Raw genomic sequence first — 18,425 nt, forward strand, 5'->3', positions numbered from 1 at the left:
TAAGTTAATTGACCTTTCTGCCCTTCCAATCGTATTTTCCAACATTGCCTGCTACCCCTATATATACAAGGTAAACGGCATGAATAAATGACAACGGGAACAAATTCGCCAACAAAACATGTCTATTTACAAGACCACAAAGTGGATAAATAAAGGCCAATTCCGCAAGCACTTTCATTCCAAACGCCACGAGGAACAACACATTGACATTCGGTAAATCAATAACAAACTGTATTAACCCCGCAATTAACGACAAATTGAACAACCATATACTAACGCCTAACCAGACGACTCGCTTGTCTCTATATTTTGTACTTTTGGAGGCCCAACGTCTCCGTTGACTGATAAATCCGGAAAGAGTAGCTTTTGCATCGGTGTATACGATAGCTTCTTTCGATTTGCAGAACCCTATTTTTTCTGCGTATTTTTCTGCAACCTTATGTAAGAACAATTCATCATCACCGGAAGCAAGATTATCTATACCATTAAAACCACCCATTTCGTAGAACAAATCTCGTCGATACGCGAGATTCGCTCCGTTACAAGTCGTCGGATTCTTATTGCCAATACCAGCTGCTCCTAAACCGATAAGATATAAAAACTCTAACGTCTGAAATCGTTCGAAATAGCTTTTCTCTTCGGAGTAAGCTACAGGCGACGAAACCATATAAGCACCTGTTTCCTCAAAATAACTAACCACTGTACGTAGCCAGCTTGTTCCCATACGGCAATCTGCATCGGTGGTCACAATGATTTCGCCTGAAGCTTGTGCTATGGCGCGGCTAATCGCCAGCTTTTTATAGGAATTTAACTTATCGCCCTCATTCAATTGCAATAAAGTAACACCTCGTGAGGCATAAGATGCGACTATCGCTGCCGTATTATCAGTCGAATGGTCATCCACAACAATAATCTGCAAAATTTCCTTTGGGAAGTCCTGATTGACGATACAATCTAAAGTACGGGCTATATTATCTTCTTCATTCCGGGCGGCAATCAGCACCGAAATCGGTGTACGGACAGTTGTGTGCCCGGGTTTAAAATAAGGAATTTGCATCCATCCGCGTAGCATGTAAAATACTAAAACGACATACACTACCGTCATAATGACGAGAAATATATCAAGACTTGTTGCCACCCACATAATTTACATTTAAGACAAATATGGAACCCATAATAGCTGGCAGGATAAGGTTGACAAACCAGATACAAGAAACAATCGCCATTACCGCTATTTCTTGTGTGGTGATATAACTATACAAATTGCTTGCAACGAAACTGCGTACACTAAAATCAAAGATATCGAGCGATGGAACGGCGGATTGGACAAAAAACAAAATGAATATCATCAATACCATCGAAACAAAAGGCAACCCGGGCAGAAAGACCAGCATCAGTACGATATATTGCGACGTAAATATGACGAAACGCAACAATGAAAGGAGCAATACATGCCAAAGTTCACGCATCGTAAAATTCTCCAGTATCGAAAAGAATGGCTTTATCTTACGCAAAAACGCAAATTTCCCAACTAGATAATCCACCCAATGCACGTTAAAATAAAAAACAACAAATGCAACGGCGTAAATTGCCGCCAATAACCAAACCCCAAATTTGACACTATCTGGTGTCGGTAGGTAAGTAGAAACAAACCAGGCGACACTTAAAGAACCAAATACACTCGTAAGAACCAGCTGGGCAAACAACCCAACTCCCATCGCTATTGCGCCTCTCGCTCTACTGCGCGGCTTCAAAAGAAGAATACGACCTCCGTATTCGCCGATTCTATTTGGTGTGAATATCGCCCATGTAAGCCCGCAAAAGACTGATTTTATAGCTTTTCCCCAACTAATCAACTCGATCCGTCGACTGAGATACTTCCATTTGACGATTTCAATCGCCCAATTCATTAACATCATCAGCACAACAACGGCTAGCGTCACACGGACTGTCCATGAATCTATACTTTGCAATAACATCTTAAATTCCCCGAGGTTCTGCTGGTTGTTGACCTTAGAAACTATGAACCAGGTCGCCAATCCTATAATTGACAACTTAATTCCTAGATTCAGATATTTCTTTTGCTGCTTCGTCAACTGCTTAAAATAAAAGCACAATGTTACTAAATTTTCACTAGAATAAATCGTTTATTCATTACCTTGTCAAGGATTACCTTCAGTGAGCTCTCATTGGTAGGTTTCGCTTTTAAACCTGCTCCTCGCAAGCTGGGATCCGCTTCGCGTTGCTCGCCGCTCTAAGGCTTGCTCCCCAGTAAACTTAAATCACGAATCGAGGTCATGTGTAGCACCTAGTTAAACTTAAAATCGTAATATTGCAACATGCAAAGAGAGAAGGCTAAAGAACGTATCATTTTGGGAATTGATCCCGGAACTGTTGTTATGGGTTATGGGTTGGTGAAGCAGACGGGACAAAAAATATCACTTTTAAGCCTGGGCGTAGTCAAAATGGGACATTTGGACGATCAAGGATTAAAACTCCAGCGTATCTTTAAGAAAACCATGTCCCTTATACAAGAATACCAGCCGGATTGCGTCGCACTGGAAGCACCTTTCTATGGAAAAAATATTCAAGTTATGCTAAAACTCGGAAGGGCGCAGGGTGTTGCAATGGCAGCTGCGCTGAGTGTAGACATTCCTATCTTTGAATACTCCCCACGTAAGATAAAGCAATCTGTCACCGGAAATGGTAGCGCCAGCAAGGAACAGGTAGCTGCTATGCTAAAAACGATCCTAAAATTTAATGAGACCCCCGAATTCTTGGATGCGACAGATGGACTGGCCGTCGCAGTATGTCATGCATTCCAGCAAAATAGCAGTGTGGAGAAAAAGAGCTACTCGGGTTGGGAAGCCTTTGTAAAAGACAATCAACGTAGGCTACGCTAAATTAGAGCTTCACCTGCCGAATGACATTCTTCACATTAAGCTCCACAATATCTGTCATGGATTTACAATCCAGATAGGCCTCATTATTATAAAATGCCCCGTATCCTTCTCTTAATCTTTTAATGTTTTCAGGTGTAGATAGTTCCTGCAATTTCGAAGCGTCTCGCAGATCTTTAATCCGATGTCGTTCGCTCCGTACTCGGTGCACAATAGACGAGCACTCTTCCTGTTGATATTGTAGCACAGTTTTTTCATTTAAATGCTCCATCGCCAATTTCACATATGGAAAATTCTCCTTAAAATACTGGGGCATGTATACTTTTGGGTTGCCTTCATAAAACTGCTGATCAAAATCAATCGCCCGGATACGGAACTGAAAATCATCGAAATCCGGCGTAATCTGCATAACAAAGTTATATGCACGCATATCCCCAAGCAGGGAAATAATACAACGTTCATTAAACTTCACAAATTCCTTTGCGATACGGGTTTGGTTATACTCCGGATTATGTATGCCAAATTTATTGAACACATCACCCGGTATACCAACTATATGCTCCTCAACTAATGTATCACGGTCTACAAGATAGTTTACTTGATTAGGTGAAAGAATCTCCTCTAGTTCCAGCCCATATATCCGGGAGGCGTCTGCCTGTTTGATATAAAAATAATCGTACACATCGTTTAGCCTATTGATAATGCGCACCCGGAAAGGCTTCGTATTTCCGAACGAACAATACTCTATTCTATCGATGATCTTATGCTCTACAATACGCGTATTACCCGATGCTTTAAGTTTCGCATATACCACCCTTAACGCGTCATATAGCTGATCTTGCAAATGAGGTGGATACAACGGCGTTTCCCAGAACGTATCGTTCCCATACTTATCCATCACGGGTACTGTTTCCGAAAAATTCAACAGCTCACTGTATGCCAAGGGCAACTTAGCATCCCGCTGATACATACGTAGGTATTTGTTGAGCCCTGTACCTACCGGATAAATCGGCTTTTTGCGCGATATTTTGACATCTTCAATTTCCATCACGGGTATTTTTCGAAAAATACAAAATTTAGGTCAAAGAAGTTTATTTTATTTTTTTGTGTTCTTATTTCTACAAAACGGGAGAAAATAGAACATTTACAATAAATGGACGATTTGTTGTAAAAAATAAAATTATATTAGGAAAATACTTAGTATTTTTACAAAAAGATTAAAAAAAGTATAGGCACGAGGTTCAAAAGAGGTAGCATATAAATGAAGAAACTCCCCGGGGAGAGGAGTTTCTTACGCTAACCAATTATAAACCTATGTTATTTTGAGGGAAGTAACATGCTATTCTGTAAAAAAGTTCTTTTTCAATCCCTTTTTGTTAATACAAATATATAAATACATCAAAATATCTGAAAATTTTATTTTATTTTTATACAAATTTCAAAATATAGGTAATTTTTTAATGAAAAACACTGTTTTTTATGGATAAAAAGTATTCAAATTACGATTTAGACAATCTAGACATACAAATTTTGTCTATTTTAATGGAAAACGCATCAATTCCATACACAGAAATAGCTAAAAAACTAATAGTTTCTGGAGGAACAATCCATGTAAGGATGAAAAAGATGGAAGAGTTGGGAATAATCAAGGGCTCTCAGCTTATTGTCAACCCACAAAAAGTAGGTTTTGATATTACGGCTTTCTTAGGGATTTATTTAGAGAAAGGTTCCCAGTATTCTGATGCTGTAAAACAACTACAGGACATCAAAGAGGTCGTTGAACTACATTATTGTACTGGGCAATACAGTATGTTTGCTAAGATTGTATGTCGAGATACCGCACACCTACGTAAAGTATTAAACGAAGACATCCAATCCTTGACAGGTATTCAGCGGACAGAAACTATTATTTCGCTTGAAGAAAGCATAAAAAGGCAAATAACTTTGTAAAAAAGAGAAAAAGTGACCGAATTCGGTCACTTTTTCTCTTTTTTACAGGACATTTCCCAATAAATCAATATAAAAAGCAACGCCTTGTTCGATTTCTGTTAAAAATATATACTCATCTGCAGAATGCGATCTGGCTGAATCGCCCGGCCCTACTTTTACAGAGGGAACGGGTAACAACGCTTGATCGCTCATTGTCGGGCTACCGAAAGTCCTTGCTCCCAAACTTATGCCCGATTGAACAATCGGATGATCCAATTCAATCGTCGAAGGATTGAGCCTGGTGGAACGGGGGGTTACTTTGATGAAAACATGCTGCTTGATGATATCTAGCACCTCTTGGTTGTTATAAACGTCGGTGGTACGTACGTCAACGACAAATGTACAAGATGCCGGAACGACATTATGCTGTGTACCGCCGTTCACTACAGTAACAGACATCTTTACAGGACCTAAGTGGGATGAAACTTTCGGAAATTGAAAGGTACGAAACCAATTTATCGCCTCCATCGCTTTATATATGGCGTTCTCTCCCTCCTCCCGCGCGGCATGTCCAGCAATACCTACAGCTTCACAGTCAAGCACCATCAGCCCTTTTTCTGCCACGCCCATCTGAAGAAGGGTGGGTTCTCCAACAACCGCAAAATCCATGACCCCAATATGTTTGATTGCAGCCTCAACTCCGTTTTTTCCAGAAATCTCTTCTTCTGCAGATGCTAATAAACAAATATTATAGCGTAGATTTTCCTGTTCATAATAATATAAGAACGCGGCTATCAAGGAGACCAAACATCCTCCCGCATCGTTACTTCCCAAACCATAGAGCTTACCCTCCGTCACCGTCGGAACAAACGGATCTTTTGTATAGCCGCTATTCGGTTTTACCGTATCGTGATGGGAATTCAACAGGATACTAGGTTTCGAATCGTCTCTGTATTTATTATAAGCCCACACATTGTTACCTAGACGTTCATACGCCACATCCCTTTCATGAAAAAAACGACACAACAAATCTGCTGTGTCATTTTCTTCTTTACTAAAAGAGGGCAGAGCTATCAATTGCTTCAATAGCGACGTCGCTTCTTCTATCAAATCGGCTACACTCTTACTCATTATACAATCCCCCTGCCTTTTCTGCGGACAGTTTTATTCCTTTTATAAATGCCGAACTAAATCCGTTATGTTCCATTTCGTTCAATCCCGCAATCGTACACCCCTTAGGTGAAGTTACCTTATCAATCTCTCCTTCCGGGTGATTTTGTGTCTGTAATAGCAAATCTGCCGCGCCTTTAGCCGTTTGAACAGCCATTTTTAAGGCATCATGCGCATGAAAGCCTATTTCCACCCCCCCTTGTGACGCAGCACGGATAGCACGTAAGAAAAAAGCGATACCGCACGCGCAAAGCGCCGTCGCAGAGGTCATGAGATCTTCTTGAATAACCACCACAGCCCCGACTGATTCGAATAATTGTTCTACCCTTTTTATTTCTCCGTCTGCGGCATTGTCAGTTGCAATACATGTCATCGACTGTCCTATAGCAATCGCTGTATTTGGCATCGCCCGCACGACCAATTTGTCTTCGCCTAACACTTGTTTGACGTCAGCACAGCTTACACCCGACACCACGGAAACAATAATCTGTTCGGCACGCACGCTATCTTTCACCTCTTCCAATACTTTACGAAGTTGTTGCGGTAAAACAGCCAACACGACGATTTCAGCATCTAAAGCTGCCTGCGCATTATTATCGCTTACTTGAAAGCCGAGCGCCGCCTCCTCTTGAAGATTAGCGAGGTTTCTGCGCGTCAGCGTGATGTCAGCGGCAATATACTGTCCAGATTTCACAAGCCCTTTGGCAAGGGAAAGTCCGATATTTCCACTACCGATTATCGTAATTTTGCTCATTTTTTTTATTTCGATAACAAACAGGTGCCAAATTCCCCTTGTTGATATTTATGTAGGTTTAAGGCATTACCAATATATACATTTTTCACTCCTTTCCCAAGTGCTTCAAAGGCATTTTCCAGTTTCGGAATCATCCCTTCGTAAATCACTTTCTCTGCTTTTAGTTTTTCAAATTCATCGGCTTTTATAGATTTGATGACAGATTCGGGATCGTCTACGTCGCGCAATACACCATCTTTTTCAAAGCAGTAAATTAACTTGGTTTCATATATTTTTGCTAACGAAACGGCTAACGCAGAAGCGATGGTGTCTGCATTAGTATTTAGTAATTGTCCTAAACCATTGTGTGTAATAGCAGAAAATATTGGCGTAAAACCCGCTTCCAAAAACTTCTTTATATTAAGGGTATTTACGGAATCTACTAAAATGTCTCCAACATATCCGTAATCAATTTCTCGAACAGGACGCTTAATCGCTTTTATTGTATTACCATCTGCTCCGCATAACCCTAATGCATCACAACCAAATTTTTGCAAGGAAGAAACAACATGTTTATTTGTTAAACCTGCATATACCATCGTTGCCACATCCAACATCGGTTTGTCTGTAATACGTCGGCCATCGACCAATTTCGCCTCGATACCTAAATCTGCGGCAATTCGTGTAGCTATCTTTCCTCCTCCGTGGACTAATATTTTCTTACCTTGTAATGCTGCAAATTTCTCCAGAAAACTTTGTAACTGAACATCGTCATCAATGACATTTCCCCCGATTTTAATAATATGCAACCCACTTCCCATAGATAAATTAAATAATTCTACTTTTTAAGATTTTCCAACATACGTTTTAATACTACTTGGGCTGCCCACACACGGTTACCCGCCTCTTTGATAACTAAAGAATTGGGGCCATCGAGAATCTCCGAGGACAGTTCTAAATCTCGTCGCACAGGCAGACAATGCATCACTTTCGCATCATTCGTCAAGCCTAATCTGTCATTGGTCATCAGCCAATCCCCTTCCACGGGATAAACCTGTCCATAATCATGATAAGATGACCAGTTTTTTACATATACGAAATCAGCTTCCGCCAAAGCATCGTCTAAATCGTTCATAATGCGTGCTCCTGTTGTAAATTCGTCGCTCAATTCATATCTTTTAGGATGGGCAATAGTAAATTCAACTAGATCCTGCTCTTGTGCCTTACACATCCATTCCGAAAAAGAATTCGGAACAGCTTGGGGCAATGCTTTGACATGAGGCGCCCAAGCCAACACAACTTTAGGCTTAGCCACCTTTTTATGTTCTATAATAGTAATTAAATCCGTTAAACTTTGTAAAGGATGACGCGTGGCACTTTCTAAAGAAACCACCGGAACCCCGCAAAATTTCACAAATTTATTAAACAGTTCCTCTGTATAATCAGCTACTTTATCTTTTAAGCTCGGGAAAGAACGCAAGCCTAAGATATCACAATATTCACCCATCACAGCAGCAGCCTCCCGGATATGCTCCACCGTTGTTCCGTTCATGATAACGCCATCTTGGGTTTCCAATGCCCAACCTTCTTTATCCATATTGATGACCATAACATCCATCCCTAGGCTCATTGCCGCCTTTTGGGTGCTCATGCGCGTACGCAGACTTGGATTCAGAAATACCAAACCTAAAGTTTTGTTCTTGCCCAGTTCCCGCCAATTATACGGATTGGCTTTTATCAACAATGCTTCTTGCACGATCGAATCTAAATTATCAATATCAGCAACTGAAAAAAATTTATTCATCTTTCAAAGTTAAGAGCGACCAATGGTTAATCAGTGGTCAGTGTCGAATATTCAAATTATATAATAAGTCTCGGATTTTAGCACGCTTTCAAACGTTCATCAAGTGCGGTTAAAAAAGTATCTGCAATTTCTTTCGTTATATTCAAAGCAGGCAGAATACGAATAATATTAGGTTTTGCTTCTCCTGTGAAAATTCTATTCTTTACCAACAGATCCTTTTTCACGTTCGATAACTCGGCCGGCAATACCACTCCGATCATTAGCCCTCTTCCCCTCACCTCTTCTACCTTATCAAACTTTTTCAATTCCGCGATGAGATAGTCCCCAACGTCTTGTGTATTTGCCAGTAAGTTTTCCTTCTTCATCACGTCTAGTACGGCGATTGCCGCGGCACATGCGAGATGATTACCACCAAAAGTTGTCCCTAGCATACCAAAAGAAGCTTTAAATTTAGGTGATATGCTGATAGCACCAATAGGGAATCCGTTTCCCATCCCTTTCGCCATCGAATAAATGTCTGCATCTACACCAGCATAATCCTGCGAATAAAAATCACCGGTACGACCATAGCCACATTGTACTGCATCTGCGATAAACACCGTTCCATACTGATCACAAAGTGAACGAATCAACCGAAGGAAAGAAACAGAGGCTTCCCGTATTCCACCCACGCCTTGTATACCTTCAATGATCACCGACGAAATTTCATCTCCAAAATCTCGAAAAGCACCGGTTAGTGCCTCTTCATCATTAAAGGGTAGAAATACTACATTGTCTGTCTGGTTTACTGGAGCCACAATCGCAGGGTTATCCGTAGCTGTGACAGCCAATGAAGTACGTCCGTGAAAGGCCTTGGTAAAAGCAATGATCTTCTTCCGTCCGTTGTGGAACGACGCCAATTTTAATGCATTTTCATTAGCTTCCGCTCCTGAATTGCACAGAAACAACGCATAATCATCTTTTCCCGACATCTCGCCCAACTGTCGTGCTAACTGTTTCTGCAAAGGAATTTCTACCGAATTTGAATAGAATCCGATTTGATGCAGTTGCTTCGTGAGAGTTTCCACGTAATGTGGATGGCTATGTCCAATGGAAATCACGGCATGCCCGCCGTATAGATCGAGGTATTCAGTACCCGTCGCGTCCCACACGCTAGACCCCTTCGCTCTTACAATATTAATAGGGTTTATGGGATAAACATTAAATAAATCCATGTATGAAAAAAATAAACTGGTATGGATAAAATACTACACGCAAATATAACGTAACGTGCTGAAAATAATAAGTAAATATGAAATAAAAAAGCCCGTCAAGATGTTTGACGGGCTTTTCGTTAATGAGATAAAATATTAATCTTTTTTCTCTTCTGTATCCGAAGATTCCTCTGTTGCAGGAGTCTCCTCCGCCGCAGGAGTTTCCTCTGCTGCTGCTTCTGCTTTAGAAGCTTCTTCTTTAACTTCTTCCGTCACTTCTACTTCTTCAGCTACTTCAACCTCAGCAGTTTTTTCAGTAGCTTTCTTTTTACCACCACGTCGGCGAGTTGTTTTCTTCTCAACTTTCGCTGTTTGACCGTAAACTTCGTTGTAGTCGACCAATTCGATGAATGCCATTTCGGCGTTGTCACCAAGACGGTTTTCCAACTTGATGATACGTGTATAGCCACCTGGACGAGAAGCAACTTTTTCCGAAATTTCGCGGAATAAGATTGTAACTGCTTCCTTATCTTTTACGTAGGCGAATACCGTACGGCGAGAATGCGTCGTATCATTTTTTGATTTTGTAATCAACGGCTCTACGTACTTACGCAACGCTTTAGCTTTAGCCAAAGTTGTCGTGATACGCTTATGCTTGATCAATGAAGTCGCCATGTTGGCTAACATCGCCTTACGGTGACTGTCAGTGCGCCCTAATTTGTCTACTTTTTTTCCGTGTCTCATTTTTTTGTGTTTTTGTGCGTACCGTCTGGCAAACCAGGGAATTACGCAACAGGTCGCTTATTTGTTAATTTAAATATTATTCTTCGTCCAACTTATATTTGGATAAATTCATGCCGAACGACAAACCTTTCGATTTAACTAGCTCTTGAATTTCGCTCAATGATTTCTTACCGAAGTTACGGAATTTCAACATATCCGCTACGTCGTAAGTCACCAGTTCTGCCAATGTACGGATATCTGCTGCTTTCAAACAGTTCAACGCACGAACAGAAAGATCGAGATCAACCAACTCCGTTTTCAAAATTTTACGCATATGTAAAATTTCCTCGTCAACGACTTTGGTTTCTTCTTTTGTTTGCGACTCTAACAACATATTTTCGTCAGAGAATAACATGAAGTGCTGAATCAAAATTTTAGCGGCTTCTTTCAAGGCCTCCTCAGGATGAATAGAACCGTCGGTAGAAATATCCAACAATAATTTCTCATAGTCAGTTTTCTGTTCTACACGATAGTTCTCGATAGTGTATTTTACGTTCTTAATTGGCGTGTAAATAGAATCTACAGCGATAAAACCTACCGGACCGTCTGTAACTTTATTTTCTTCAGCATTTACATAACCACGTCCTTTAGCTACTGAAAGCTCTACCTCTATAGTAACTGCATTATCCATGTTACAGATAATCAAGTCAGGGTTTAAAACCGTAAAATTATTCGAGAATTTCGTAATATCGCCCGCTTTAAATTGATCCTGACCATTAATAACGACAAAGATCTTTTCACTATCACCTTGTTCACCAGTTTTCTTGAAACGAACCTGTTTCAAGTTCAAAATGATTTCCGTAACATCTTCAACAACCCCTTTGATAGTAGAAAACTCGTGCGAAACGCCTGAAAACCTTACCGACGTAATTGCATATCCTTCTAATGAGGACAATAAAATACGGCGCAAAGCATTACCAATAGTTACACCAAAACCAGGCTCTAATGGACGAAATTCGAAAGTACCATCAAAATCAGTTGATTTTTGCATGATAACTTTATCCGGTCTTTGAAATGCTAAAATTGCCATTTATTTTCTTTTAAAAGTTTTTATTAATAACGTAAAATATAATAAGAGTAAGCCTAATCCCTCTAGACTATGCTTACTCCTATTAATTACTATTTAGAGTACAACTCTACGATTAAGTTTTCTTTAATGTTTTCTGGAATATCAACTCTTTCAGGGAAAGAAACGAACGTTCCTGATAATTCGTTAGCGTTCCACTCTAACCAATTGAATTTGTTGATTTTTCTTCCTTCTACAGAAGCTACAATAGCTTCCAAAGATTTAGAACGCTCACGAACGGCAATTACATCACCCGGACGTAAGCTATATGATGGAATATTAACGACTTCTCCGTTAACAGTAACATGTTTATGTGAAACCAACTGACGAGCGGCTGCACGTGTTGGAGCAATACCCAAACGGTAAACAACATTATCCAAGCGAGCTTCCAATAATCTCAAGAAGTTTTCACCGGTGATACCTTGCTTCGCTGATGCCTTTGCAAACAATGTACGGAACTGACGTTCCAAAACACCGTAAGTGTATTTTGCTTTTTGTTTTTCTAACAACTGAATAGCGTATTCAGACTGCTTACCTCTTCTTTTTGATGGACCATGTTGTCCTGGAGGATAATTCTTTTTTTCTAACGCCTTATCAGGGCCGAAGATAGGCTCTCTGAATTTACGTGCGATTTTGGACTTGGGTCCTGTATATCTTGCCATTTTTTCTCTCTGTTTGAAGTATCTATCAGCCTATAGCTGATGAATCTTATCTTAAACAATAAAAATTATTAAACTCTTCTGCGTTTTGGAGGACGACAACCGTTGTGTGGAAGTGGGGTGATGTCTTTGATCGTAGTCACGTCGATTCCAACAGTCTGTAACGTACGGATAGCCGACTCACGTCCAGCCCCCGGACCCTTCACAAAAACTTCTACTTTGCGTAAACCTAAGTCATGCGCAACTTTACCACAATCTTGGGCAGCTTGACCTGCGGCATAAGGAGTATTCTTTTTAGAACCTCTAAAGCCCATTTTACCAGCTGAGGACCATGAAATAGTTTGACCTTGATTGTTTGTCAAAGTAATGATGATGTTGTTAAAGGTAGCGTTAATGTGAGCTTGACCGACAGGCTCGATAACAACGATACGCTTTTTAGTAACCTTTTTACTTTTAGCCATTTCTTAATTATTATTTAGTAGCTTTTTTCTTGTTTGCAACTGTTTTACGTTTACCTTTACGGGTACGAGAGTTGTTTTTTGTACGTTGACCGCGAAGAGGTAAATGCTTACGGTGACGTAGACCACGGTAACAACCAATATCCATCAAACGCTTGATGTTCAACTGAACCTCAGAACGCAAAGCACCTTCAACTTTAATTTCGTCGTTGATGATGTTACGGATGGCTGTCAATTGATCATCATTCCATTCAGACACTTTAACATCCTCACTGATACCTGCTTTTTTTAAGATATAAGCCGCGGTTGAACGACCGATACCGAAAATGTAGGTAAGGCCTATTACGCCTCTTTTGTTTTTAGGTAAATCTATACCTGCTATCCTTGCCATATAATACTTTAAGCGATTATGTTAATAAACTACCCTTGACGTTGCTTGAACTTAGGGTTCTTTTTGTTGATTACAAAAACCTTTCCTTTGCGACGGATAACCTTACAATCCGCGCTACGTTTTTTTATTGATGCTCTAACTTTCATTGTTGTAATATTTTAAAAGCCAATTATACCGAAAAGAAAAACAACCGCTATTATTTATAGCGATACGTAATCCTTCCCTTTGTCAAATCATAAGGAGACATTTCCAACTTCACTTTATCTCCAGGCAGAATCTTAATATAATGCATACGCATCTTACCGGAAATATGCGCGATAATTTCGTGCCCATTTTCCAATTCTACACGGAACATCGCGTTTGAAAGTGCTTCTTTAATTATACCGTCTTGTTCTATTGAGGCTTGCTTAGCCATATATCCTAACTTAATTTACTTTTTTTAGCCTGTACAAACAGGAGTGCAAAGATAAATAAAAAATATTGAAAACCAACTACTTTTTAGCCAAAACTTCTTCGACATACTCAAAAGTCAACAGGACGTCCGGGGTATCTTTTCTGATTGCAACCATTTGTTCAAAATGTGCAGATAGTTTCCCATCGATAGTACTTACCGTCCAACCATCATCCCAAAACTTCACACCCGCTTTACCCGAGTTGATCATCGGCTCAATACAAATGACTAAACCGGTCTCCAATTTAGGACCATAACCACGTTTTCCATAATTCGGCACCTCTGGTTTTTCATGTAGATGCAAGCCTACGCCATGTCCCACCAATTCTCTCACTATACCATAATTGTAAGGGGCGACGTGTTCCTGCACGGCGAATGAAATATCTCCTACACGCCTACCAGAAACTGCCTGTTCTATACCTTTATATAAAGCGGCTTTCGTTACATCCAGCAATTGCTGTGCTTCTGCTGAAATCTCCCCTACACCAAAAGTATATGCGGAATCGCTAATAAAACCCTTTAGATTGACGCCGCCATCCACAGAAACAATATCGCCTTCTTTAAGTATATAATCGTTCGGAAACCCATGAACAATCTGATCGTTCACAGATATACAAAGCGAATGAGGAAAACCTTGATAATTCAAAAAAGCAGGGGTTCCTCCGTGGTCGTGGATAAAATCATAAGCTAACCTATCCAGCGATAACGTGGTAATTCCAGGCTTTATCTCTTTTGCAATTTCACCAAGCAATAACGAGAGTACCTTTGCAGACTCTCGTATTTGCTCTATTTGTTCTTCGGTTTTATAGTAAACTTTAGACATTTATTAAAGTGCTGATTGATCGATACCTTCAACGGTTGCTGTCGAACGTCCCTTTACCCTTCCTGTCTTCATTAACCCATCATAATGACGCATCAACAGATGGCTCTCAATCTGCTGTAATGTATCTAGCACGACACCTACCAAAATCAATAAAGAAGTACCTCCATAGAAATGTGCAAATTGATTGTTTACACCTAATTTAGCCGCTAAGGCGGGCATTATGGCGATAATCGCAATGAATATAGCTCCGGGGAAGGTAATACGGGAAATGACGTTATCGATAAAGATATTCGTATCATAACCCGGCTTAATTCCAGGAATAAACCCGCCGTTCTTCTTCATATCTTCGGACATCTGTTGCGGATTTACCATAATTGCGGTATAGAAAAATGTAAACGCTATAATGAGAACAGCAAACGTTACATTATAAGCAACAGATGTATAGTTACTCAACGATGCTAAAAAATCAGACTGTAAATCCGGGAAAAACTGCGACAAAGCCATTGGCAAGAACATAATAGCTTGCGCAAAGATAATAGGCATAACGCCAGCAGCATTCACTTTCAAAGGAATATACTGACGCACACCACCTACCTGCTTATTACCAACGATTTTCTTAGCATATTGTACAGGAACTTTACGGATACCTTGCACCACCAAGATGGCAAAAATCACGACAAAGAAAAGTGCGACAAATTCCAATAAGAAAGGAATAGGTCCGCCACCGCTAGGACTCATACGAGATCCCCACTCTGCCACAATGCCTGCTGGTAACTGCGCAATGATACCCGCCATAATAATTAACGAAATACCATTACCAATACCTTTATCTGTAATTTTTTCACCAAGCCACATCACAAACAAGGTACCTGCCGTTAACACGATTGCAGAAAGAATAGTGAACATGGGCTCCGCTAATGTTTTCGCTTCGGCAGGAACCTGTGTTTTCACATAAGCTACTGCCTGAACCAACGTGATCGCCAATGTCAGATAACGCGTAATCTGTGTCATTTTTTTACGACCAGATTCGCCTTCTTTTTGCATTTTCTGGAATGCAGGAACCGCTATCCCCAATAACTGAACAACAATTGATGCAGAAATGTAAGGCATTACACCTAAAGCGAAAATTGCCGAGCGAGAGAACGATCCTCCGGCAAACATATTAATTAAGTCTAATATGCTATTTCCTTCGCTACTTCTAGCCACTAATGCATCAGGGTTGACACCCGGTAGAACCACGTGACAACCAATACGGTAGATAAGAAGAAGAAGCAATGTTGTAATAATACGATTGCGTAAATCCTCTATTTTCCATATATTGGTTAAGGTTGTGATTAGTTTCTTCATGTAATGTTATAGTTTTTCGATGGAACCACCTGCAGCTTCAATAGCTTTCTGTGCCGAAGCAGAAAAAGCGTGAGCTTTAACTTCTATTTTAGTAGTTAACTCACCGCGACCTAAGATTTTCACCAAGTCTTTTTTGGCCACCAATCCATGCGCTTTTAATATATCGAAGTCGATGGCTGTTAAGCTGTATTTGGTTATCAGCTCTTGCAATACGTCTAAGTTAATACCCTTGTACTCAACACGATTCATGTTTTTGAAACCGAACTTAGGTACACGACGTTGCAAAGGCATTTGACCGCCTTCGAAACCGATCTTTGTAGAATGTCCCGAACGTGAACCGGCACCTTTGTGACCACGGGTAGATGTACCACCGCGACCGGATCCCTGACCCCTACCGATACGTTTTCTGCTTTTAACAGAACCTTTAGCTGGTTTTAAACTACTTAAATTCATTTTGTCTTAAAATGTTGTGTTACGCCTTCGCTCTCACTAAACAGGTCGTAACGATGAATAATTAATTAATAAACGGAATGGAAAGAATCCAAAATCCTTTCCATTTACCTATTCAGTTTAAACTGTCTCTATCGCTACCAAGTGGTTGACTTTTCTTACCATACCGATAATAGATGGTGTAGCTTCAACCTCCACGGAGTGATTGATACGTTTCAAGCCAAGGGCTTGAATAGTTCTCTTTTGGCGCTCGCTTCTGTCGATAACGCTCTTTATCTGGGTGATTTTGATTTTTGCCATGATAATTAACCGTTAAATACTTTATTTAAATCGACGCCGCGGTTCTGGGCAACTGTGTATGCATCACGAAGCTTTACCAATGCGTCAACAGTTGCTTTCACAACGTTATGCGGATTGGATGAACCCAATGATTTCGCTAATACGTCCTTAATACCCGCACTCTCCAATACAGCGCGCATTGCTCCACCTGCCAATACTCCTGTACCGCCAACAGCTGGTTTAATCAAAACGCGACCTCCGGAGAATTTGCCATGTTGTTCATGGGGAACTGTGCCATTGATGATAGGAACTTTAATCAAGTTTTTCTTTGCATCATCGATACCCTTGGTAATAGCTTCAGTAACCTCTTTTGCTTTACCAAGACCGTATCCTACGATACCATTTTCATCACCCACAACAACTATAGCAGAGAAACTGAAGGTACGACCACCTTTAGTCACTTTCGCTACGCGCTGAATGCTCACTAAGCGATCTTTTAATTCAATTTCGCTTGATTTTACTCTTTTTATATTGCTTACTGCCATGATCTTATTGATTAAAAGTCTAAACCGCCTTCGCGAGCACCTTCAGCCAATGATTTCACACGGCCATGGTATAAGTACCCATTACGGTCAAAAACTACTTTGCTAATACCTGCTGCTACAGCTTTCTCCGCCACTAGTTTACCTACAACTTTCGATTGCTCAATTTTCGTACCGCTTGCGGCAAAATCTTTCGAGCTTGAAGACGCTGAAGCTAAAGTTTTTCCAGCCTCATCATCTATAACCTGAGCATAGATACCTTTGTTGCTTCTAAAAACGGATAAACGTGGACGCTCAGCCGTTCCAGTCAGGCTTTTTCTTATTCCTTTTTTGATTCGCTCTCTGCGAGATGTTTTATTTCCTGCCATGGTTATTATTTTTTAGCTGATTTACCTGCTTTTCTTCTTAATACTTCACCTGCAAACTTGACCCCTTTTCCTTTGTAAGGCTCAGGTTTACGGAAGTTACGGATTTTCGCCGCGATCTGACCGATCAACTGCTTGTCTGCACTTTCCAAAGTAACGGTAGGGTTCTTACCTTTTTCTGCGGTAGTCGTTACTTTAACTTCCTTTGGCAATATAAAAACAATCGGGTGAGAGAAACCCAAGGCTAGCTCTAGTGTGTTACCTGTACTTGTTGCACGGTAACCTACACCGACTAGTTCCTGTGTAGTTTTGTAACCTTCCGTAACACCAACAACCATGTTATTGATTAAGGCACGGTACAAACCATGTAATGATTTGTGTCTTTTTTGTTCTGTAGGGCGTGTAACTACGATTTGACCGTCTTCTTGTTTAACGGTAATGTCGCTGTCTACGTGCTGCGTTAATTCGCCTTTTGGGCCTTTTACTGTTACCAGATTCTTATCTGATACCGTGATCGTCACTCCCGAGGGAATAGCGATAGGCGCTTTTCCAATTCTTGACATTTCTTTTGTGTTTTTTTACCTAGATTAATAAACGTAACATAAAACCTCACCACCTACGTTCTCCAGACGGGCTTCTTTATCTGTCATTACTCCTTTAGAAGTAGACAGAATCGCGATACCCAAACCATTCAAAACGCGAGGCATGCTGTCGACACCTGCATACTTTCTTAAACCAGGTTTACTCACACGTGTCAATGTGCGAATAGCCGGAATTTTGCTAATTGGATGGTATTTCAAAGCTATTTTGATGCTGCCTTGAGGACCGTTTTCCTCGAATTTGTAATTAGCAATGTAACCTTTATCAAAAAGAACTTTAGTAATTTCTTTTTTAAGGTTCGATGCAGGAATTTCAACAACCCTGTGGTTGGCCTTAATGGCATTCCTTACTCGTGTAAGGTAATCCGCTATTGGATCTGTATTCATTATATAATTAAAATTATGACAATGGTTTCTATGACTAACCGAAGCCAAAGACCTGTCGTCCGTTAATAAATGTTTTCAAAACGAAAAAAAACCCGA

At 40.4% G+C, this 18,425-nt stretch carries 25 protein-coding genes; 2 read left to right on the forward strand and 23 right to left on the reverse strand.

Features of this window, described 5'->3' with window-relative positions:
- Positions 1-4 precede the first annotated feature (4 nt).
- Both G5B43_RS12310 and G5B43_RS12315 read right to left on the reverse strand, forming a co-directional pair.
- Entirely contained in the window at positions 5-1,144 is a 1,140-nt protein-coding gene (locus tag G5B43_RS12310; protein WP_410528489.1) for a glycosyltransferase family 2 protein, read from the reverse strand.
- On the reverse strand, positions 1,122-2,096 hold the full coding sequence (locus tag G5B43_RS12315) for a lysylphosphatidylglycerol synthase domain-containing protein (RefSeq protein ID WP_165295054.1): 975 nt from the start codon (positions 2,094-2,096) through the stop codon (positions 1,122-1,124). The genes G5B43_RS12310 and G5B43_RS12315 overlap by 23 nt, the downstream gene beginning before the upstream one ends.
- Positions 2,097-2,339: 243 nt before the next feature.
- Between G5B43_RS12315 and ruvC the strand changes: the two genes are divergently transcribed.
- Positions 2,340-2,903 carry a crossover junction endodeoxyribonuclease RuvC gene (gene ruvC, locus G5B43_RS12320; protein ID WP_165295055.1) on the forward strand — a complete coding sequence of 188 codons (564 nt, stop codon included), beginning with the start codon at positions 2,340-2,342 and terminating at the stop codon, positions 2,901-2,903.
- 1 nt (position 2,904) lies between these two features.
- Here the strand turns inward: ruvC and G5B43_RS12325 are convergent, their stop codons facing one another.
- Positions 2,905-3,948, reverse strand: a complete 1,044-nt coding sequence (locus G5B43_RS12325; protein WP_165295056.1) for a hypothetical protein — start codon at positions 3,946-3,948, stop codon at positions 2,905-2,907.
- A 431-nt stretch (positions 3,949-4,379) separates the two neighbouring features.
- Here G5B43_RS12325 and G5B43_RS12330 point away from each other — a divergent pair, with 431 nt between their 5' ends.
- Complete coding sequence (locus tag G5B43_RS12330) at positions 4,380-4,850, forward strand: Lrp/AsnC ligand binding domain-containing protein (protein ID WP_165295057.1); 471 nt, start codon at positions 4,380-4,382, stop codon at positions 4,848-4,850.
- A gap of 42 nt (positions 4,851-4,892) precedes the next feature.
- Here the strand turns inward: G5B43_RS12330 and G5B43_RS12335 are convergent, their stop codons facing one another.
- The 20 genes from G5B43_RS12335 to rpsH form a co-directional block, all read right to left on the reverse strand.
- Positions 4,893-5,960 (reverse strand): M20 family metallo-hydrolase, encoded by a 1,068-nt coding sequence (locus G5B43_RS12335; RefSeq protein WP_165295058.1) that lies wholly within the window; start codon positions 5,958-5,960, stop codon positions 4,893-4,895.
- Complete coding sequence (proC, locus tag G5B43_RS12340) at positions 5,953-6,753, reverse strand: pyrroline-5-carboxylate reductase (RefSeq protein ID WP_165295059.1); 801 nt, start codon at positions 6,751-6,753, stop codon at positions 5,953-5,955. Before proC ends, G5B43_RS12335 begins: the two co-directional genes overlap by 8 nt.
- A gap of 5 nt (positions 6,754-6,758) precedes the next feature.
- Positions 6,759-7,553, reverse strand: coding sequence for an acetylglutamate kinase (gene argB, locus G5B43_RS12345; protein ID WP_165295060.1), 795 nt, complete (start codon positions 7,551-7,553; stop codon positions 6,759-6,761).
- 17 nt (positions 7,554-7,570) lie between these two features.
- The gene (locus G5B43_RS12350) at positions 7,571-8,536 is read right to left on the reverse strand and encodes an acetylornithine carbamoyltransferase (RefSeq protein ID WP_165295061.1); all 966 of its coding nucleotides are present in this window, start codon (positions 8,534-8,536) and stop codon (positions 7,571-7,573) included.
- A 77-nt stretch (positions 8,537-8,613) separates the two neighbouring features.
- On the reverse strand, positions 8,614-9,750 hold the full coding sequence (locus G5B43_RS12355; protein ID WP_165295062.1) for an aspartate aminotransferase family protein: 1,137 nt from the start codon (positions 9,748-9,750) through the stop codon (positions 8,614-8,616).
- Positions 9,751-9,885: 135 nt separating this feature from the next.
- Positions 9,886-10,473 (reverse strand): 50S ribosomal protein L17, encoded by a 588-nt coding sequence (rplQ, locus tag G5B43_RS12360; protein WP_165295063.1) that lies wholly within the window; start codon positions 10,471-10,473, stop codon positions 9,886-9,888.
- Positions 10,474-10,549: 76 nt separating this feature from the next.
- The gene (locus G5B43_RS12365; protein WP_165295064.1) at positions 10,550-11,542 is read right to left on the reverse strand and encodes a DNA-directed RNA polymerase subunit alpha; all 993 of its coding nucleotides are present in this window, start codon (positions 11,540-11,542) and stop codon (positions 10,550-10,552) included.
- Between the two features lie 89 nt (positions 11,543-11,631).
- Positions 11,632-12,240, reverse strand: a complete 609-nt coding sequence (gene rpsD, locus G5B43_RS12370) for a 30S ribosomal protein S4 (RefSeq protein ID WP_165295065.1) — start codon at positions 12,238-12,240, stop codon at positions 11,632-11,634.
- A 68-nt stretch (positions 12,241-12,308) separates the two neighbouring features.
- Positions 12,309-12,698 (reverse strand): 30S ribosomal protein S11, encoded by a 390-nt coding sequence (gene rpsK / locus G5B43_RS12375; protein WP_093364145.1) that lies wholly within the window; start codon positions 12,696-12,698, stop codon positions 12,309-12,311.
- Positions 12,699-12,708: 10 nt separating this feature from the next.
- Positions 12,709-13,086, reverse strand: coding sequence for a 30S ribosomal protein S13 (gene rpsM / locus G5B43_RS12380; RefSeq protein ID WP_165295066.1), 378 nt, complete (start codon positions 13,084-13,086; stop codon positions 12,709-12,711).
- Between the two features lie 29 nt (positions 13,087-13,115).
- Positions 13,116-13,232, reverse strand: coding sequence for a type B 50S ribosomal protein L36 (gene ykgO / locus G5B43_RS12385; protein ID WP_130143056.1), 117 nt, complete (start codon positions 13,230-13,232; stop codon positions 13,116-13,118).
- A gap of 50 nt (positions 13,233-13,282) precedes the next feature.
- Complete coding sequence (infA, locus tag G5B43_RS12390; RefSeq protein WP_021071231.1) at positions 13,283-13,501, reverse strand: translation initiation factor IF-1; 219 nt, start codon at positions 13,499-13,501, stop codon at positions 13,283-13,285.
- Between the two features lie 76 nt (positions 13,502-13,577).
- On the reverse strand, positions 13,578-14,360 hold the full coding sequence (gene map / locus G5B43_RS12395; RefSeq protein ID WP_165295067.1) for a type I methionyl aminopeptidase: 783 nt from the start codon (positions 14,358-14,360) through the stop codon (positions 13,578-13,580).
- Between the two features lie 3 nt (positions 14,361-14,363).
- Positions 14,364-15,707: a preprotein translocase subunit SecY gene (gene secY / locus G5B43_RS12400; RefSeq protein ID WP_165295068.1), complete on the reverse strand. Its 1,344-nt coding sequence runs from the start codon at positions 15,705-15,707 to the stop codon at positions 14,364-14,366.
- Between the two features lie 6 nt (positions 15,708-15,713).
- Positions 15,714-16,160 (reverse strand): 50S ribosomal protein L15, encoded by a 447-nt coding sequence (gene rplO, locus G5B43_RS12405; RefSeq protein WP_165295069.1) that lies wholly within the window; start codon positions 16,158-16,160, stop codon positions 15,714-15,716.
- 117 nt (positions 16,161-16,277) lie between these two features.
- Complete coding sequence (rpmD, locus tag G5B43_RS12410) at positions 16,278-16,457, reverse strand: 50S ribosomal protein L30 (protein ID WP_165295070.1); 180 nt, start codon at positions 16,455-16,457, stop codon at positions 16,278-16,280.
- A gap of 5 nt (positions 16,458-16,462) precedes the next feature.
- Positions 16,463-16,981 (reverse strand): 30S ribosomal protein S5, encoded by a 519-nt coding sequence (gene rpsE / locus G5B43_RS12415; RefSeq protein WP_165295071.1) that lies wholly within the window; start codon positions 16,979-16,981, stop codon positions 16,463-16,465.
- Positions 16,982-16,992: 11 nt separating this feature from the next.
- Positions 16,993-17,355 carry a 50S ribosomal protein L18 gene (rplR, locus tag G5B43_RS12420; RefSeq protein WP_410528490.1) on the reverse strand — a complete coding sequence of 121 codons (363 nt, stop codon included), beginning with the start codon at positions 17,353-17,355 and terminating at the stop codon, positions 16,993-16,995.
- Entirely contained in the window at positions 17,352-17,906 is a 555-nt protein-coding gene (rplF, locus tag G5B43_RS12425; RefSeq protein ID WP_165295073.1) for a 50S ribosomal protein L6, read from the reverse strand. Before rplF ends, rplR begins: the two co-directional genes overlap by 4 nt.
- Positions 17,907-17,930: 24 nt before the next feature.
- Positions 17,931-18,332, reverse strand: coding sequence for a 30S ribosomal protein S8 (gene rpsH, locus G5B43_RS12430; RefSeq protein WP_410528491.1), 402 nt, complete (start codon positions 18,330-18,332; stop codon positions 17,931-17,933).
- Between the last annotated feature and the right edge of the window lie 93 nt (positions 18,333-18,425).

Source organism: Sphingobacterium sp. SGR-19 (genome assembly GCF_011043555.1).
Lineage (GTDB): Bacteria > Bacteroidota > Bacteroidia > Sphingobacteriales > Sphingobacteriaceae > Sphingobacterium.

What these genes read in the sequence shown, in the direction of transcription:
- G5B43_RS12310 (WP_410528489.1), bottom strand. Translation starts at nt 1,144, where the DNA reads ATGTGGGTGGCAACAAGTCTTGATATATTTCTCGTCATTATGACGGTA.
- ruvC (WP_165295055.1), top strand. Translation starts at nt 2,340, where the DNA reads ATGCAAAGAGAGAAGGCTAAAGAACGTATCATTTTGGGAATTGATCCC.
- G5B43_RS12325 (WP_165295056.1), bottom strand. Translation starts at nt 3,948, where the DNA reads ATGGAAATTGAAGATGTCAAAATATCGCGCAAAAAGCCGATTTATCCG.
- G5B43_RS12330 (WP_165295057.1), top strand. Translation starts at nt 4,380, where the DNA reads ATGGATAAAAAGTATTCAAATTACGATTTAGACAATCTAGACATACAA.
- G5B43_RS12335 (WP_165295058.1), bottom strand. Translation starts at nt 5,960, where the DNA reads ATGAGTAAGAGTGTAGCCGATTTGATAGAAGAAGCGACGTCGCTATTG.
- proC (WP_165295059.1), bottom strand. Translation starts at nt 6,753, where the DNA reads ATGAGCAAAATTACGATAATCGGTAGTGGAAATATCGGACTTTCCCTT.
- argB (WP_165295060.1), bottom strand. Translation starts at nt 7,553, where the DNA reads ATGGGAAGTGGGTTGCATATTATTAAAATCGGGGGAAATGTCATTGAT.
- G5B43_RS12350 (WP_165295061.1), bottom strand. Translation starts at nt 8,536, where the DNA reads ATGAATAAATTTTTTTCAGTTGCTGATATTGATAATTTAGATTCGATC.
- G5B43_RS12355 (WP_165295062.1), bottom strand. Translation starts at nt 9,750, where the DNA reads ATGGATTTATTTAATGTTTATCCCATAAACCCTATTAATATTGTAAGA.
- rplQ (WP_165295063.1), bottom strand. Translation starts at nt 10,473, where the DNA reads ATGAGACACGGAAAAAAAGTAGACAAATTAGGGCGCACTGACAGTCAC.
- G5B43_RS12365 (WP_165295064.1), bottom strand. Translation starts at nt 11,542, where the DNA reads ATGGCAATTTTAGCATTTCAAAGACCGGATAAAGTTATCATGCAAAAA.
- rpsD (WP_165295065.1), bottom strand. Translation starts at nt 12,240, where the DNA reads ATGGCAAGATATACAGGACCCAAGTCCAAAATCGCACGTAAATTCAGA.
- rpsK (WP_093364145.1), bottom strand. Translation starts at nt 12,698, where the DNA reads ATGGCTAAAAGTAAAAAGGTTACTAAAAAGCGTATCGTTGTTATCGAG.
- rpsM (WP_165295066.1), bottom strand. Translation starts at nt 13,086, where the DNA reads ATGGCAAGGATAGCAGGTATAGATTTACCTAAAAACAAAAGAGGCGTA.
- ykgO (WP_130143056.1), bottom strand. Translation starts at nt 13,232, where the DNA reads ATGAAAGTTAGAGCATCAATAAAAAAACGTAGCGCGGATTGTAAGGTT.
- infA (WP_021071231.1), bottom strand. Translation starts at nt 13,501, where the DNA reads ATGGCTAAGCAAGCCTCAATAGAACAAGACGGTATAATTAAAGAAGCA.
- map (WP_165295067.1), bottom strand. Translation starts at nt 14,360, where the DNA reads ATGTCTAAAGTTTACTATAAAACCGAAGAACAAATAGAGCAAATACGA.
- secY (WP_165295068.1), bottom strand. Translation starts at nt 15,707, where the DNA reads ATGAAGAAACTAATCACAACCTTAACCAATATATGGAAAATAGAGGAT.
- rplO (WP_165295069.1), bottom strand. Translation starts at nt 16,160, where the DNA reads ATGAATTTAAGTAGTTTAAAACCAGCTAAAGGTTCTGTTAAAAGCAGA.
- rpmD (WP_165295070.1), bottom strand. Translation starts at nt 16,457, where the DNA reads ATGGCAAAAATCAAAATCACCCAGATAAAGAGCGTTATCGACAGAAGC.
- rpsE (WP_165295071.1), bottom strand. Translation starts at nt 16,981, where the DNA reads ATGGCAGTAAGCAATATAAAAAGAGTAAAATCAAGCGAAATTGAATTA.
- rplF (WP_165295073.1), bottom strand. Translation starts at nt 17,906, where the DNA reads ATGTCAAGAATTGGAAAAGCGCCTATCGCTATTCCCTCGGGAGTGACG.